12 protein-coding genes and 1 tRNA gene are annotated in these 14,584 nt (G+C 66.5%); 7 read left to right on the top strand and 6 right to left on the bottom strand.

Annotated elements, in window-relative coordinates:
- Positions 1-162: 162 nt before the first annotated feature.
- From ACTCB7_RS01550 to ACTCB7_RS01540, 3 genes are all read left to right on the top strand, one after another.
- Positions 163-333, top strand: coding sequence for a hypothetical protein (locus ACTCB7_RS01550; RefSeq protein ID WP_463005305.1), 171 nt, complete (start codon positions 163-165; stop codon positions 331-333).
- 57 nt (positions 334-390) lie between these two features.
- Positions 391-466: transfer RNA gene (locus ACTCB7_RS01545), tRNA-Thr, on the top strand.
- A 246-nt stretch (positions 467-712) separates the two neighbouring features.
- Complete coding sequence (locus ACTCB7_RS01540; RefSeq protein WP_463005304.1) at positions 713-2,395, top strand: sensor domain-containing diguanylate cyclase; 1,683 nt, start codon at positions 713-715, stop codon at positions 2,393-2,395.
- Positions 2,396-2,425: 30 nt separating this feature from the next.
- On the opposite strand, the gene ACTCB7_RS01535 is transcribed toward ACTCB7_RS01540, so the two are convergent.
- Together ACTCB7_RS01535 and ACTCB7_RS01530 are read right to left on the bottom strand one after the other, a co-directional pair.
- Complete coding sequence (locus tag ACTCB7_RS01535; RefSeq protein WP_463005303.1) at positions 2,426-3,223, bottom strand: HAD-IIB family hydrolase; 798 nt, start codon at positions 3,221-3,223, stop codon at positions 2,426-2,428.
- Positions 3,224-3,323: 100 nt separating this feature from the next.
- Complete coding sequence (locus tag ACTCB7_RS01530) at positions 3,324-4,034, bottom strand: Crp/Fnr family transcriptional regulator (protein ID WP_463005302.1); 711 nt, start codon at positions 4,032-4,034, stop codon at positions 3,324-3,326.
- Between the two features lie 423 nt (positions 4,035-4,457).
- On the opposite strand from ACTCB7_RS01530, the gene thpD reads away from it, so the two are divergent.
- The gene (thpD, locus tag ACTCB7_RS01525; protein WP_463005301.1) at positions 4,458-5,402 is read left to right on the top strand and encodes an ectoine hydroxylase; all 945 of its coding nucleotides are present in this window, start codon (positions 4,458-4,460) and stop codon (positions 5,400-5,402) included.
- A gap of 127 nt (positions 5,403-5,529) precedes the next feature.
- Positions 5,530-6,210, top strand: a complete 681-nt coding sequence (locus ACTCB7_RS01520; protein WP_224415892.1) for a fumarylacetoacetate hydrolase family protein — start codon at positions 5,530-5,532, stop codon at positions 6,208-6,210.
- A gap of 3 nt (positions 6,211-6,213) precedes the next feature.
- Here ACTCB7_RS01520 and speA read toward each other — a convergent pair whose 3' ends face one another.
- From speA to ACTCB7_RS01505, 3 genes are all read right to left on the bottom strand, one after another.
- Positions 6,214-8,115, bottom strand: coding sequence for a biosynthetic arginine decarboxylase (gene speA / locus ACTCB7_RS01515; protein WP_224415891.1), 1,902 nt, complete (start codon positions 8,113-8,115; stop codon positions 6,214-6,216).
- 102 nt (positions 8,116-8,217) lie between these two features.
- The gene (locus ACTCB7_RS01510; protein WP_463005300.1) at positions 8,218-9,168 is read right to left on the bottom strand and encodes a homoserine kinase; all 951 of its coding nucleotides are present in this window, start codon (positions 9,166-9,168) and stop codon (positions 8,218-8,220) included.
- An 84-nt stretch (positions 9,169-9,252) separates the two neighbouring features.
- Positions 9,253-9,552: a DUF2782 domain-containing protein gene (locus tag ACTCB7_RS01505; protein ID WP_163648148.1), complete on the bottom strand. Its 300-nt coding sequence runs from the start codon at positions 9,550-9,552 to the stop codon at positions 9,253-9,255.
- 224 nt (positions 9,553-9,776) lie between these two features.
- Between ACTCB7_RS01505 and polA the strand changes: the two genes are divergently transcribed.
- A complete protein-coding gene (gene polA, locus ACTCB7_RS01500) occupies positions 9,777-12,545 on the top strand; it encodes a DNA polymerase I (RefSeq protein ID WP_463005299.1) in 2,769 nt (922 codons plus the stop codon).
- A gap of 124 nt (positions 12,546-12,669) precedes the next feature.
- On the top strand, positions 12,670-13,374 hold the full coding sequence (locus ACTCB7_RS01495; RefSeq protein ID WP_463005298.1) for an NYN domain-containing protein: 705 nt from the start codon (positions 12,670-12,672) through the stop codon (positions 13,372-13,374).
- Between the two features lie 80 nt (positions 13,375-13,454).
- On the opposite strand, the gene ACTCB7_RS01490 is transcribed toward ACTCB7_RS01495, so the two are convergent.
- Complete coding sequence (locus tag ACTCB7_RS01490; protein WP_224420514.1) at positions 13,455-14,483, bottom strand: Fe(3+) ABC transporter substrate-binding protein; 1,029 nt, start codon at positions 14,481-14,483, stop codon at positions 13,455-13,457.
- Between the last annotated feature and the right edge of the window lie 101 nt (positions 14,484-14,584).

Here is a 14,584-nt window from a genome sequence, read left to right as displayed (position 1 = left end):
GGGTTTTCTTTTGCCCGGTGGTCGCGTCACGACATACGGCCCCGCCGATGGTGTCGATGAAAATCGTGGCTCGCCATTTGAGGGGAGGCAAAAATATGGCATCGTTGTCACCCCCTGGAACATGGGCGCCAGTGACGTGAAGGCAGCCAAGGAGGTATTGCGGTGGCGACGGAGCTCGACAAGGAAGAGGCAAGACTGGCGCAGAGCGACGCAGAGGCGTACTTGCGCTTGGCCAACGCCATGAGTGAAGCGGGGATGGCGTCGGTTACGCCGCATTATCTGCGGACCCTGGCGGAACAGCTGCGCCAGGAGCGCGACTCGCAGGAAGCCTGACCCCCACCGGCCAGGCGCTTGTCGAGCCGCGGGCAAGTGAGTAATATCCGGCCCAGCGCCGGCGTAGCTCAGCTGGTAGAGCAACGCACTCGTAATGCGTAGGTCGGTGGTTCGAGTCCACTCGCCGGCACCAGAAAATCTTGAAAATCCGCTGCTTGCGTATTGTGCAGGTGGCGGATTTTTTCATTCCCGCGCTCCAGGTTCCAAACTGGTGCCGGACGACCGGCGTGCAAGCCCGGCAGGTCGTGATGCCTGGGCGGCCGCACAGGGGAATCTGGTATCCGGAATCCCGCGGTTCACGGGGCAGGAGTGTTTAAGGCGCGTAGAATCTCGACTAGCATCGGCCAGTGAACAACAATGAACGAGAGACGCTAGCATCGTGAGCCAACAACCCGCCTGGTGGGAAGAGGCCCTCTCCCTTTCGCAGTCCGCCTATCTGCATGTTTCGCGCGATCAGCGCATCATTGACGTGGCGGGTGACACGCAGGCGCTCCTGGGCCTGGAGGCGGCGGCACTGACCGGCATGGCCCTGGCCGATCTACAGGATATTCGCGCCAAGTTGGGAGCGGCCATCGCCGAGAGCCTGGCCCGGCGGGAAGTTCGAACAGGGCAGACCTGGGGCTTCGAGGATGGCGCCGGCTGCTATTACGGCCTCGCCGATGGCAGCTTCGTCATCAAGCTCTCGGCGGCACTGAAGATTGACCAGGGAATCGTCGGGCGGCTCGCTGACCAGCTGCCCGTTCTCGTGGCCTACGTCGATCGTGATCTGTGTTTTCGCTTGAACAATCAGGCCTACGTGGATTTCGTCGGGATCAGCCGGGAGGCGCTGTATGGGCAGCCGCTCGCCTCGGTGATGACCCCCGCCTCCTTCGCCAGGATGCAGACGCACCTGCAAAAGGCCCTGGCCGGAGAGGAGGTCAACTATGAAGACCAGCTCGCGCTTGCGGATGGTCGTTCCTTTTACTTCAAGGCTCACTACGCGCCCGACTTCCTGGACGGCGAGGTGATCGGGTTCTATGCCGTCATCCAGGATACGTCCGAATACCGCTCCCTTATCCAGCTGCTGCGCGACGTTCACAGCGGGGTGAACCGCACGGACATCAGTACCGACGAGATCATCGACAACCTGCTTCGCGATGCTCTTGCCTACCTCTCCCTGGACATCGGTCTGGTTAGCCGCATTATCGATGAGCAGTACATCGTCAAGTGGGCCGCCTCCGATATCGCCGACCTGTCGCCGAACGATACCTTCGCCCTGGGGGACACTTACTGCCGGCTGATGCTCGATACCGAGGGCGTCTTTCACACCGTCGAGGCCGGACGGGACGAACGCGTCAATGGCCATCCCTGCTACCGGCAGTTCGGCCTCGAGAGCTATATCGGCGCCCCGCTGTATCTCAATGGCAAGATGTGGGGGACCCTCAACTTTTCCAGCCCTCACCCCCGTCAGCAGCCGTTCTGCGAGGTCGAGATCGAACTGGTCCGCCTGCTCGCCGATGCGGTGGAGCGGGTCATCGCGGACAATGCCAGGATCGAGCAGGTACGCCAGCAGCTCGATCTCATGGCCGACAAGGCGCTGCGGGACTACCTGACCGGGCTGCCGAACCGTGCTTACCTGGACCAGCATGTCGAAGCGCTGATCGAGGCCCATGACATGCACAACGAGCCGTTCTCGATTGCCGTGATGGATATCGACCATTTCAAGCAGGTCAACGACCGGCATGGTCACGATGCGGGGGATGTCGTGCTGCAGTGGCTCGCCGGCAGGGTGTCCGAGTGCCTGCGGGAGGGAGATATCGTGGCACGCACGGGCGGCGAGGAATTCGTGGTGGTGATGCGCGGCGCTCGTACACTGGAGGCGGAAAAGGCCATGGCCCGGGTGCGTGAGCACGTCCGCGCCGGAATCATTCTTCTTCAGAGCGGCCAGAACATCGGCATCACCATCAGTGCCGGTCTCGGTGAACACGTCAGGGGAGAGTCTTTCTCGCACCTGTTCAGGCGTGCTGACCGCGGGCTGTATGTTGCCAAGGACAAGGGGCGTGACCGGATTTGCCGTGGATAAGCCGAAGGCGGATCGCCCGCCCGGATCAACTCATGCCGAGCCGGCTCGCCGGGCCGCAAGAAGGTGCTCGGCCATCTCCACGAAGCCCTCGCCGTGGCCGGCCTCGCACAGCCAGCGCGGCGGCTGCGGCAGCTGGTCGAGATGCGCCGCGAGGTTGGCGACCCCCACGCTGAGTGCCTGACGGGCGAACAGCGGGGCGTCGTTCGGGGCATCGCCGATGAACAGCACGCGCTGCTGCTGCTCCACCGCCGATAGTCCCAGGTCGTGTTCCAGCACCCAGGCGGCCATCGTCGCCTTGTCATGATCACCGAACCAGGCGTTGACGTGGATCGAACTGGCCCGGGCGCGGGCGCCTTCTCCCCGGAAGGTTGCCAGCAGGCGTTCGACCTGGTCCGCGGCCAGCGGCGGCACGTCCTGGGCGTGATCGACGGCGACATCCGCCAGCCGGTAGGGCTGGTCGGCAGCCAGGCGCGCACCGGGCACATCCTGCATCGCGCGCTCGGCGACCGCCAGCAGGCGGCGTTGTTCGTCGCGCAGCGTGGTCAGCGGGCGCACGCTGTGGCAATCCAGGCCGCCACCGGCGGCGCGCTTCAGGCGGAAGGCGCCGCTCTCGCCGATGACCGCCGCGACCGGCCAGGCCCGCACGATATGGTCGCACCATCCGGCACAGCCGCCGGTAACCGGGATGACCGCGATCCCCGCCTCGGAAAGACGCTCGATGGCGGCCAGCGTGGCGCTGGACAGGCGCCCGCGGCGGGTCAGGGTGTCGTCGACATCGGTAAGCACGACATCCACGGAGGCCAGCTCCGGGGACGGTGCCATCTTCATCGGCCGCATGGGACTCCTCGATCGGCGGTATGGACGGATCTGCGGATGGTGCCCCACTCGGCGGCGAAGTGCCACGCTCCGGCCTCGCGCGCTGCGGGGGCTATTGAATCTCGGCCGCCGGTGGCTCCGGAGCCAGCAGCTGCGGGTCGCACTGCAGGTAGGCGCCATTGAAGCCGGCCAGGCGCTCCAGGCGTGCCGGATCGAGAATCAGAATGTGGTAGTGACGGCGGCGAACCAAGCCCAGGCAGGCCAGCGACGAAAAGGTACGGCTGATATGCACCGTGCTCATGCCCAGGGCGTCGGCCAGGTCCTGCTGCGACAGAGGCAGCAGGAAACGCTGGCGGGCGCTCGCCGGTTCCAGCAGGCGCGCGCGACACTCGCAGAGGAAGTGGGCCAGGCGCTGGCGGGCGTTGCGACGGGCGACGCTGACCAGACGCTCGGCGAGCATCGCCTGACGTTGATTGGCGATGACGAATAGGGCGCTTCGCAGGCGCTCGGCGCGCTCGAAGAGCTCGCGAAGACGAGGGTAGGCGTATTCGCTGATCCGCCCGTCGGTGAGCATCGAGACGTCGCTGCGCCGCTTGCCGTCGGCCAGCTCGCCGATCCCCAGGATGTCGCCGGGCAGGAAGATTTCCAGCAGCTGGCGGCTGCCGTCGGGCAGGTAGCGGGCGGAGCAGCTCCAGCCCTCCGTGAGCACGAGCAGGGTGTCCGCCGCGTCGCCTTCCTGCCACAGCCAATCGCCCGCCGAGACGGCGCGGGAGTCGCGTTCCATGTCGGCGAGTAATGCGAGCTCGGCATTCGTCAGGGACACGAAGCGCTGAAGCCGCCTTACCATATGACTGCTAACGTCTTGCACGCACTCTCCTGACCACAACCCGAAAAGGGGGCCACGAAACCACGTCGGCCGGCACCTTGCGATAACTTAGGTTTATTTTTGAGGTGTCTTTCGCGGTGATAGTCCTCTGTCGGTCGCGCTTGCCGCCGTGGGGGGCGGCGCGGCTTGTCTTGGTTCAAGGGTGAACGGCCATCAACCGGTCACCGTGCGGAAGAGGGCGACCGGATATGGCGTCACAAGGCCGGCGGTGCGAGTTCGATCGGCAAGGTTGCAAGTTATGTTAAATATTCTAGGATACAGCCGCCAAGGCCAGACAAGGATTTCGGTAACCACCAAACGATTCACACCAATGGCTGAGGACTGGACCTGAACCTGATCACAAGCACTGGAGGTGATTGGATGTCAGTACAGACCGCATCCCGCAACCTGTATACCGCAACACCCGCCCCGGAGCGCCGGGACGCCTATCCCACACGGCTCGCCGGGCAACCCGACACCCTGCTGATGCCGCGTCACGAAAAGGTGGTCAAGGGCACGGCCGAGGATGGCCCCCTCGATGACCGGCAGCTGGACAGCTTCGAGCGCCAGGGCTTTCTCTTCGAGCCCGGCTTCCTGTCCGCCGACGAAGTGGCCGAGCTGCGCGGCGAGCTCAAGGCGCTGCTCGACAACGATGCCTATCGCGGCAAGGATTTCTCCATCACCGAGCCGAACAGTCGCGAGATCCGCTCATTGTTCGCGGTGCATTTCCTGTCGCAACGTTTCGCCGAGCTGGCCCGCGACCCGCGGCTGACCGGCCGCGTGCGCCAGATCCTCGGCGGCGACGCCTATGTGCACCAGTCGCGGATCAACTACAAGCCGGGCTTTCACGGCAAGGGCTTCAACTGGCACTCCGACTTCGAGACCTGGCACGCCGAGGACGGCATGCCGGCGATGCACGCCGTGAGCGCGTCGATCGTGCTCACCGACAATCACCACTTCAACGGCCCGCTGATGCTGATTCCCGGTTCGCACAAGGTCTTCGTGCCCTGCTTGGGCGAGACCCCGGACGATCACCACAAGCAGTCGCTGAAGACCCAGGAGTTCGGCGTGCCCGGCCCCGATGCGCTGGAACAGCTGATCGATGCCAACGGCATCGAGTCGCCCACCGGGGCGGCCGGCGGTCTGCTGCTGTTCGACTGCAACACCCTGCACGGCTCGAACGCCAACATGTCCCCGGACCCGCGCAGCAACGTGTTCTTCGTCTACAACCGCTGGGACAACGCCTGCGTCGAGCCCTACGGCGCCCGCCGGCGGCGTCCGTCGTTCCTCGCCCATCGTCCCGAGGAAACCTGGCGCCCCGAGTGACGCCGACCCCACTGTCTCCCGACGAGGCAACGAGCCGACAGCGACCCCGTCAGCGGGGTCGTTGTTTCTTGGCGACCGGCCTGGGGTAGACTGCCGTTTTCGACAGTCACCAGGGAACCCTCTCATCATGCCGTTTACCGCCCGTTTCACCGATGACCGCCGCCACGCCGAGCCGGTAGGCAAGATCGTCTGCGTGGGCCGCAACTATGCCGAGCATGCCCGCGAACTGAACAATCCGGTACCCAGTGCGCCGCTGCTGTTCATCAAGCCGGCGAGTGCCGCCGTGGCGCTCGAGACGCCGCTGGAGGCGCAGTTCGAACGGGGCGAGGTGCACTTCGAGACCGAGCTGGCGCTGCTGATCGGTGCGCCGCTGACGGCGGCGTCGCCCGCCGAGGCCGCGCGGGCGGTGGCCGGCCTGGGGCTGGCGCTGGACCTGACCCTGCGCGACGTGCAGTCGCGGCTCAAGGAGAAGGGCCACCCGTGGGAGATCGCCAAGGCGTTCGACGGCGCCTGTCCGCTGTCGGCCTTTGCGCCGGTGACCGGCGAGGTCGACTGGCAGGCGCTGCACTTCACCCTCGATATCGACGGCGAGTGTCGCCAGACCGGCGACACCGGCGACATGCTGTTCGCCATCCCCGAGCTGCTCGCCGAGATGAGCCGTCACTTCACGCTCGAGCCCGGCGACGTGGTGCTGACCGGCACCCCCGCCGGCGTCGGTGTGCTGCCGCGGGGGGCCGAGTTGCGCCTGCAGCTGGCCGCGGGGGCAGGGCACGGCGGTATCGAGGCCGTGACCCGCACCGCCGCCTGAGGGTCACTCCAGGTAGGTATAGCCGTCGAGTCCGGCGGCCAGATCATCCATGAAGTGGGCGCGCTCGGCGTCGTCCAGGTCGCTGGCCGCGAGCTGGGCGTCGAGCCGGGCGCGCAGCACCTCGGCATCGAAGTTGACGTAGCGCAGCACGTCGGCCACCCGGTCGCCGAGCTGGATGTTGCTCAGCCGCCAGCGGCCGTTCTCGTCCAGGGCCGCATCCACGGCGTCGGTATCGCCGAACAGGTTGTGCAGGTCGCCGAGGATCTCCTGATAGGCGCCGACCAGGAACAGGCCGAGCAGCTTCTCGTCGTCGTCGCGCCACTCCGGTAGCGGCAGGGTGGCTTCCAGGCCCTGGCCGTCGACGTAGCGGTCGATGCGCCCGTCGCTGTCGCAGGTGATGTCCTGAATCACGCCGCGGCGGGTCGGCTGCCGGTCCAGGCCGTTGAGCGGCAGCACCGGGAACACCTGCTTGATGCCCCAGACGTCGGGCAGCGACTGGAACAGCGAGAAGTTGACGAACAGCTTGTCGGCGAGCTTCTCGGCGAGCTCGTCGATGATCTCGCGGTGGGCGCGGTTGCGCGTGTCGAGCCGCTGGCGCAGCTGGGCGCAGGCCGCGAAGTAGATCGCCTCGCCCTCGGCGCGGGCGGCGATGCCGGTGAGCCCCATGACGAAGCGTTCGTGCAGCTCGCCGATCGCCTGCACCAGGTCGTGCCAAGCCTCGACCAGTCCGCGCGGGTCGACCTGACGCTTGAGCAGGTCGTGGACCCGCCACAGTTCGTCGACCTGCGGGTCGCCCTCGGTCTGGCGGGGCGGCGGCGTCTCGCCGACGCGCTCCTCGCCGATCACGTTGGTGATCAGCACCGCATGGTGGGCGGTCAGGGCACGCCCCGACTCGCTGATCAGGTGCGGCTGGGGCAGGTCCTGCTCGTCGCAGGCCAGGCGGAAGGCGTAGACCACGTTGCGGGCGTACTCGAGCATCGAGTAGTTGGCCGAGCAGAAGCTGCGCGACCGGGTGCCCTCGTAGTCCACGCCCAGGCCGCCGCCGACGTCGACGGTGTCCACCGGCGCGCCGAGCTCGCGCAGGCTCTGGTAGAAGCGCGCGCATTCGCGCAGCCCGCACTGGATGTCGCGGATGTTGGCGATCTGCGAGCCCAGGTGGAAGTGCACCAGTTGCAGGCTGGCCAGGGCGCCGGCCTCGCGCAGGTGGGCAACCACCTCGAGGATCTGGCTGGTGGTGAGGCCGAACTTGGACTTCTCGCCGCCGGTGTTCTGCCAGCGCCCCCGGCCCACCGTGGCCAGCCGTGCGCGCAGGCCGATGCGCGGCGTCACGCCCAGGCTGCGCGCCTCCTCGAGGATCAGCGGCAGCTCGGAGAGCTTCTCGACCACCAGGTAGACACGGTGGCCGAGCTTCTCGCCCATCAGTGCCAGGCGGATGTACTCGCGGTCCTTGTAGCCGTTGCAGACGATCAGCGACGGGCCGTCGCCGGACAGCGCCAGCACGGCGAGCAGCTCCGGCTTGCTGCCGGCCTCCAGGCCGACCCGGTCGCGGCCGCGCTCGTGGGTGGCGAGAATCTCCTCGACCACGCGGCGCTGCTGGTTGACCTTGATCGGGTAGACGGCGGTGTAGCCGGCGTGGAAATTCTCCTCCCGCATGGCGGTGTCGAAGGCCGCGCACAGCTGCTCCACCCGGTCGTGCAGGATGTCGGTGAAGCGCACCAGCACCGGCAGTCGCAGCCCGGCTTCGCGCAGTTGGTCGACCAGGGCGTCGAGCGGCAGCGCCGGCCCCGGACTCTCGTCCCCCAGCGGGCGCACGATGGCCCGCCCCTGTGAATCGACGTCGAAATAGCCGCTGCCCCACTGATCGATGTTGTAGGTGCGGCGCGCCTCGGCGGCGGTGGCGGTCATGGCAGACTCCTCGACATGACGTGACCCGGTGGCGACGCGCGCCGGTGGCGGCGCGCCGCGCGTGTCAGCGACAGGCTGACGCGGGGTTCAGGGTAGCAACGCTCAGGCCGGTAACGGCAAGGCGCCCTCGGCAATCCGGCGCTTCAGGATGAGGCGGAAGCGCTCGGGGTCGTGCGGGGTCAGCTCGTGGGCCGGGGGATCGACATAGATCACCAGCAGCCGCGAGAGCCAGTAGCGCAGGGCGGTCATGCGCAGCATCATCGGCCAGGCGTCGCGCTCGGCCTCGGTCAGCGGCCGCTGGGCCTGATAGGCCGTGAGCAGGGCGTCGTGACGCCCCGGGTCGAGGCGGCCGTCGTCGTCGCTGGCCCAGTCGTTGATGACGATCGCCAGGTCGAACAGCAGGTCGCCGGTGCAGCCGTTGTAGAAGTCGATGATGCCGCCCAGGGTATCGCCGTCGAACAGGGTGTTGTCGCGGAACAGGTCGCCGTGGATCGCCCCCCGGGGCAGGGCGTCGGCATCGCCGAACACCCCCTGGTAGGTGTCGACCTCGTCGGCCATCAGGGTCTGGTCTTCGGGCGTCAGGTAGCCGAGCACCTTGTGATGGCTGGCCAGCAGCCAGTGCAGGTCGCGCGGGTTGGGGCGATGGCCTTCGAAGCGCTGGCCGACGTGGTGCAGCCGCCCCAGGGTTTCGCCCAGGGCGCGGCACTGGGCGAGATTGGGGTCCCTGGGGTGCTTGCCGGGCAGGCGCGGAAACAGCAGCGCCGGCTTGCCCGCCAGGCTCTGCAGGGCGATGCCCCGGCGATCATGCACGGGCCCCGGCACCGGCAGGCGATGCTCGGCGAGATAGTCGAGCAGGTCGACGAAGAACGGCAGCTCCTCGTGATCCCCCTGCTCGAAGAGGGTCAGCACCAGCGAGGCGTGATCGGTGGTGACGAAGAAGGTGGTGTTCTCGGTGCCGCTGGCGACGCCCTCGAGCGCTGTCAGACGACCCGTATCGAAACGCTCGAGAAAGCTCGCGACCTGGGCGTCGTCGAGCGGGGTGAATACGGCCATGATGATCTCGCCCTGATTGCCAAGCCCGCTATTGTAGCGGCTTGGTGCGCCGGCTTGCAGTCATCGGGCGAGACCGATCGACGCCTACCAGCGGATCAGCACCCACTGCGGCGGCACGACGCGCTCGTTGTCGCTGCGCCGGAAATCGCCGTCGCCGTTGTCGTCGACCAGAAAATAGGAGGGGCCATGCTTGGGCTTGATCTCGATGGCGTAGAGCTGGCCGTTGACGCGGTACTCGCGAATCGTGCGGTCCTTCTCCTGGCGCACGGTGATATCCGGCTTGACCGCGGCGTCTCCGTCATCCTGGGCCAGGGCCGGTGTGGCGGCCCCCAGCAGCAGGGCAGCGGCGAGACCGAGAGCGGTGAACAGGCGATGGGCTTTCATGGCGGCCTCCGGTAGCGGCGGGCAAAAGAGGTGCCAGTGTAGGGGTAGGCGCCGACACCTGTACTGATTCTAGTCAATTCCACCGGGACGTTGCATCGCCTCGCGGGCGACGACACCCCTATCCGGGCGTGATGCGTCCGCCGTCTCGCGGCGAGCGCCTGACGCCCCGCGGTGGCTTGCGTATCATGAGGGCATCGATCGTTTTCATCGCTCAGGTGCCCCGCATGGCTGATACCCAACCCCCCATCGTGCTCGTCGATGGTTCCTCCTACCTGTATCGCGCCTTTCATGCCCTGCCAGCGCTGACCACCTCGAACGGTCAGCCGACCGGGGCGGTCAAGGGCGTGCTCAACATGCTCAAGAGCCTGATCAAGCAGTACCCCGACAGCCCCATGGCGGTGGTCTTCGACGCCAAGGGCAAGACCTTCCGCGACGAGCTCTTCGAGCAGTACAAGGCCCACCGTCCGCCGATGCCCGACGACCTGAGAAGCCAGGTCGAGCCGCTGCACCGCTGCATCCGCGCGCTGGGTGTGCCGCTGCTGTGCATCGAGGGAGTCGAGGCCGACGACGTGATCGGCACCCTGGCGCGCCATGCCACCGAAGCCGGTCGCGACGCGGTGATCTCCACCGGCGACAAGGACATGGCGCAGCTGGTCAACCGCCACATCACGCTGGTCAACACCATGAAGGGCGAGACCCTCGACGTCGACGGCGTGACCGAGAAGTTCGGCCTGCCCCCCGAGCGGATCATCGACTTCCTCGCGCTGATGGGCGACAAGGTCGACAACATTCCCGGCGTGCCCGGTGTCGGCGAGAAGACCGCACTGGGCCTGCTGCAGGGCATCGACGGTGGGCTCGACACCATCTACGCCGACCTCGAGGCGGTCAAGTCGCTGAGCTTCCGCGGTGCCAAGACCCTGCCCAAGAAGCTCGAGGCCAACCGCGAGCAGGCCTTCCTGTCGTATCAGCTGGCGACCATCAAGACTGACTGCGAACTGCCGGTGGGCCTCGACGACCTGGACATCGCCCATCCCGATCGCGAGGCGCTTGTCGCGCTGTATCGCGAGCTGGAGTTCAGGAACTGGCTCGCCGAACTGCTCGAGGGGCGCGACGAGGGCGTCGATGCGCTCGCCGATGACGACGGGGACGCCCCGACCGGCGGCGCGTCGGCATCGCGGCAGGACCATAGCGTGCTGACCCGGGAGGCGTTCGACGCCTGGCTCGACAAGCTGGGCGCGGCGGAGGCCTTCTGCTTCGATCTCGAGACCACCAGCCTCAACTACATGGAGGCCGAGATCGTCGGCATTGGTCTGGCACTGGAACCCGGCGAGGCCGCCTATGTGCCGGTCGCCCACGACTACCTCGATGCCCCCGAGCAGCTCGATCGTGACACCGTGCTGGCCGCGCTCAAGCCGCTGCTCGAGAATCCGGATCAGGGCAAGATCGGCCAGAACCTCAAGTACGACATCTCGGTGCTCGCCCGTTACGACATCCATGTCGCCGGGGCGCTGACCGACACCATGCTCGAGTCCTACGTGCTCAATTCCACGGCGACCCGCCACGACATGGACTCGCTGGCGCTCAAGTACCTGGGCGAGACGACCATCACCTTCGAGTCGATCGCCGGCAAGGGTGCCAAGCAGCTGACCTTCAACCAGGTCGCCCTCGAGCAGGCGGTGCCCTACGCCTGCGAGGACGTCGACATTACCCTGCGCCTGCACCGCGAGCTGCGCCCCCGCGCCGAGGCCGAGGGGCGTCTGGCCGAGGTGCTGGATACCCTGGAGCGGCCGATGATCCCGGTGCTGTCGCGTATGGAGCGCACCGGGGTGGCGCTCGACGTGTCGCGGTTGCATGCCCAGAGCAAGGAGCTCGAGGGACGCATCCGCGAGCTCGAGAAGGATGCCTTCGAGATCGCCGGGCGTGAGTTCAACCTCGGATCGCCCAAGCAGCTCGGCGAGATTCTCTTCGACGAGCTCAAGATCCCGGTGATCAAGAAGACCCCCAAGGGCGCGCCGTCAACCGCCGAGGCGGTGCTCGAGGAGCTGGCGCTGGACTACCCGCTGCCCAAGGTGATCATGGAGCACCGCGGGCTGAGCAAGCTCAAGTCGACCTATACCGACAAGCTGCCGCAGCTGATCAACGCCACCACCGGGCGCATCCATACCAGCTATCACCAGGCGGTGACCGCTACCGGGCGGCTGTCGTCGTCCGATCCCAACCTGCAGAACATCCCCATCCGCACCGAGGAAGGGCGCAAGATCCGCCAGGCGTTCATCGCCCGGCCGGGTTATCGCATCGTCGCCGCCGACTACTCGCAGATCGAGCTGCGCATCATGGCCCATCTCTCGGAGGACAAGGGGCTGCTCGAGGCCTTCGCCGAGGAGCGCGACATCCACACCGCCACTGCCGCCGAAGTGTTCGGCATCGCCCCCGACAAGGTCAGCGGCGAACAGCGGCGCAGCGCCAAGGCGATCAACTTCGGGCTGATCTACGGCATGAGCGCCTGGGGGCTCTCCCGCCAGCTGCACATCGAGCCCGGTCAGGCGCAGACCTACATCGACCGCTACTTCGACCGCTACCCCGGCGTGGCGCGCTTCATGAACGACATCCGCGCGCGGGCCGCCGACGAGGGGCATGTCGAGACGGTGTTCGGCCGGCGCCTCTACCTGCCGGAGATCAACGCCCAGAACCGCACCCGCCGCCAGGCCGCCGAGCGCACCGCGATCAACGCGCCGATGCAGGGCACCGCCGCGGATATCATCAAGCGCGCGATGATCGACGTCGACGCCTGGCTCAACCCCCGTGACGGCGAGGCCGAGTTCGACGCCTGGATGGTCATGCAGGTCCACGACGAGCTGGTCTTCGAGGTCCGGGACGCCCAGGCCGAGGATTTCCTCGGGGCCGTGCGCCGGCGCATGGAAGCCGCCGCCGAGCTGAAGGTGCCGCTGGTGGTCGAGGCCCATGCCGGGGCCAACTGGGACGAGGCGCACTGAGCTCTTGACCGCGAGCATGCTGGCCATATACTGGTCGTGAATAGCGCCCGCGAGGCCTAACTGGCAACCCTATCCGCCAGAGCAGCCTCGCGGGCTTTCTTGTATCTGGACCTCAGGGGCGATGATGAAGACAGCCATTCTGATCGATGGTGGTTTCTTCGTGAGGCGTTATCAGGCCATCAAGGCAAGGGTGGCGCCTGACGAGGAAATCACTCCGGAAACCCTGGCCAGGGATATATCGGCATCGGCCTTTCGATGGATTCGCAAGGCCAACCCGCATGGCTATCGGCAGCGTGAGCTGTACCGAATCTTCTTTTATGACTGCGGTCCCGAGCGTTACAACGCCGGTCCTCATCCGATCACCGGGGAGGTTGTTCGGGTTGAGGACACGATCGACTTCGCGTTTCGGGAAGCGCTTCATGAGCAACTGCGGCGTCAGCGCAAGGTGGCGCTGCGTCTCGGGGAGCTTCATGTGAAAAACGGGGACTGGACCTTGTCCCGTGAGGCGGTGCGTCGGCTTCGGGCGGGAGCGACCTTGGATGATCTGGAGCCCTCAAGCATTTTCTACAAGGTCAAGCAGGCAGGCGTCGATATGCGAATTGGCCTCGATATTGCCTCTATTTCTCAGCAGGGGCAGGTAGATCAGATCATTCTGGTGGCGGGAGACTCGGATTTTGTCCCTGCCGCCAAGATGGCGCGTCGCAATGGCATCGACTTCATTCTTGATCCCATGTGGAACCCCATCCGTCCGGAGTTGAACGAACATATCGATGGGATCTGTTCCGTCATGCCGAACCCCCATGGGGAAGCAGGGCGTCGTCGAGGCTGAAGGCTGGCGCTTCGGCCGATACACTAAGGCCCGCGGCAGTGCCGCGGGCCTTGTGCATCCAGGGGCAGGCTAGTTAGCGCTCAGCGCCAGCCGACCCGGTCGAAGATGCGGATCGCCTCGGGGTTGTTCTCGCCCAGGGCGCTGACGTTCAGGTCGTCCCGCTTGAAGTCGCCCCACGACTCCAGCACCGGGTCCTTGGCCACGCCGTCGACCACCGGGTACTCGTGGTTGCCCTTGACGAACAGCGCCTGGGCCTCGTCGGAGGCGAGGAACTCGAGGAAGCGCACGGCGTTCTCGCGGTGCGGGGCGTCGCGGACCACGCCGGCGCCGCCGATGTTGACGTGGGCGCCACGGCCGTCCTGGTTGGGGAACAGGATCTGCACCTTCTTGGCCGCCGCACGGTCGTCCGGGTTGTCCGACTCGAGCAGGCGCGCATAGTAGTAGTGGTTGGCCACGGCGATGTCGCATTCGCCGCTGGCCACGCCGAGGATCTGGTCGGTGTCGCCGCCTTCCGGGTCGCGGGCCATGTTGTCGACCACACCCTGCGCCCATTGCTCGGCCTTTTGCTTGCCGTCGTGGGCGATGATCGAGGCCAGCAGCGACTGGTTGTAGATGTTGTTCGACGAGCGGATGCACAGCTCGCCCTTGAAGCGCGGATCGGCCAGGTCCTCGTAGGTCTTGAGGTTGGCCGGATCGACGTCCTGCGGATCGTAGAAGATCGCCCGCACCCGCTGGCTGAAGCCGAACCACTTGCCGTCGGGCTGGCGCACGGTGGCGGGCAGGCGCTCGTCGAGCACCTTCGAGTCGACGCTCTGGAAGATGCCTTCCTCCTCGGCGCGCCACAGGCGGCCGGCGTCGACGGTGATCATCACGTCGGCGGGGCTGGCCTTGCCCTCGCGCTTGATGCGCTCGATGAGCTGGTCGGAGCTGCCCTGGAGGACGTTGACGTCGATGCCGGTCTTCTCGGTGAAGGCGTCGTAGAGGGCCTGGTCGGAATCGTAGTGGCGGGCCGAGTAGATGTTGACCTCCTCGGCGCTGGCGGTGCCGGCGGCGGTCAGGCCGGCGGCGAGTACCGCCAGGGGAACGGCGAAGCGCAGACGTGCGGGCATGGGCGATCCTCGGTGGTGGTTTTTAATGAGAATACGTTGCATTATTGGCCGTATTCAAGCGCGTCGTGCGGCGAACGTCAATCATTCGCGCCGTTCCACCG

The organism is Modicisalibacter sp., assembly GCF_055145905.1.
This window is presented reverse-complemented; position numbering and strand designations above follow the sequence as displayed.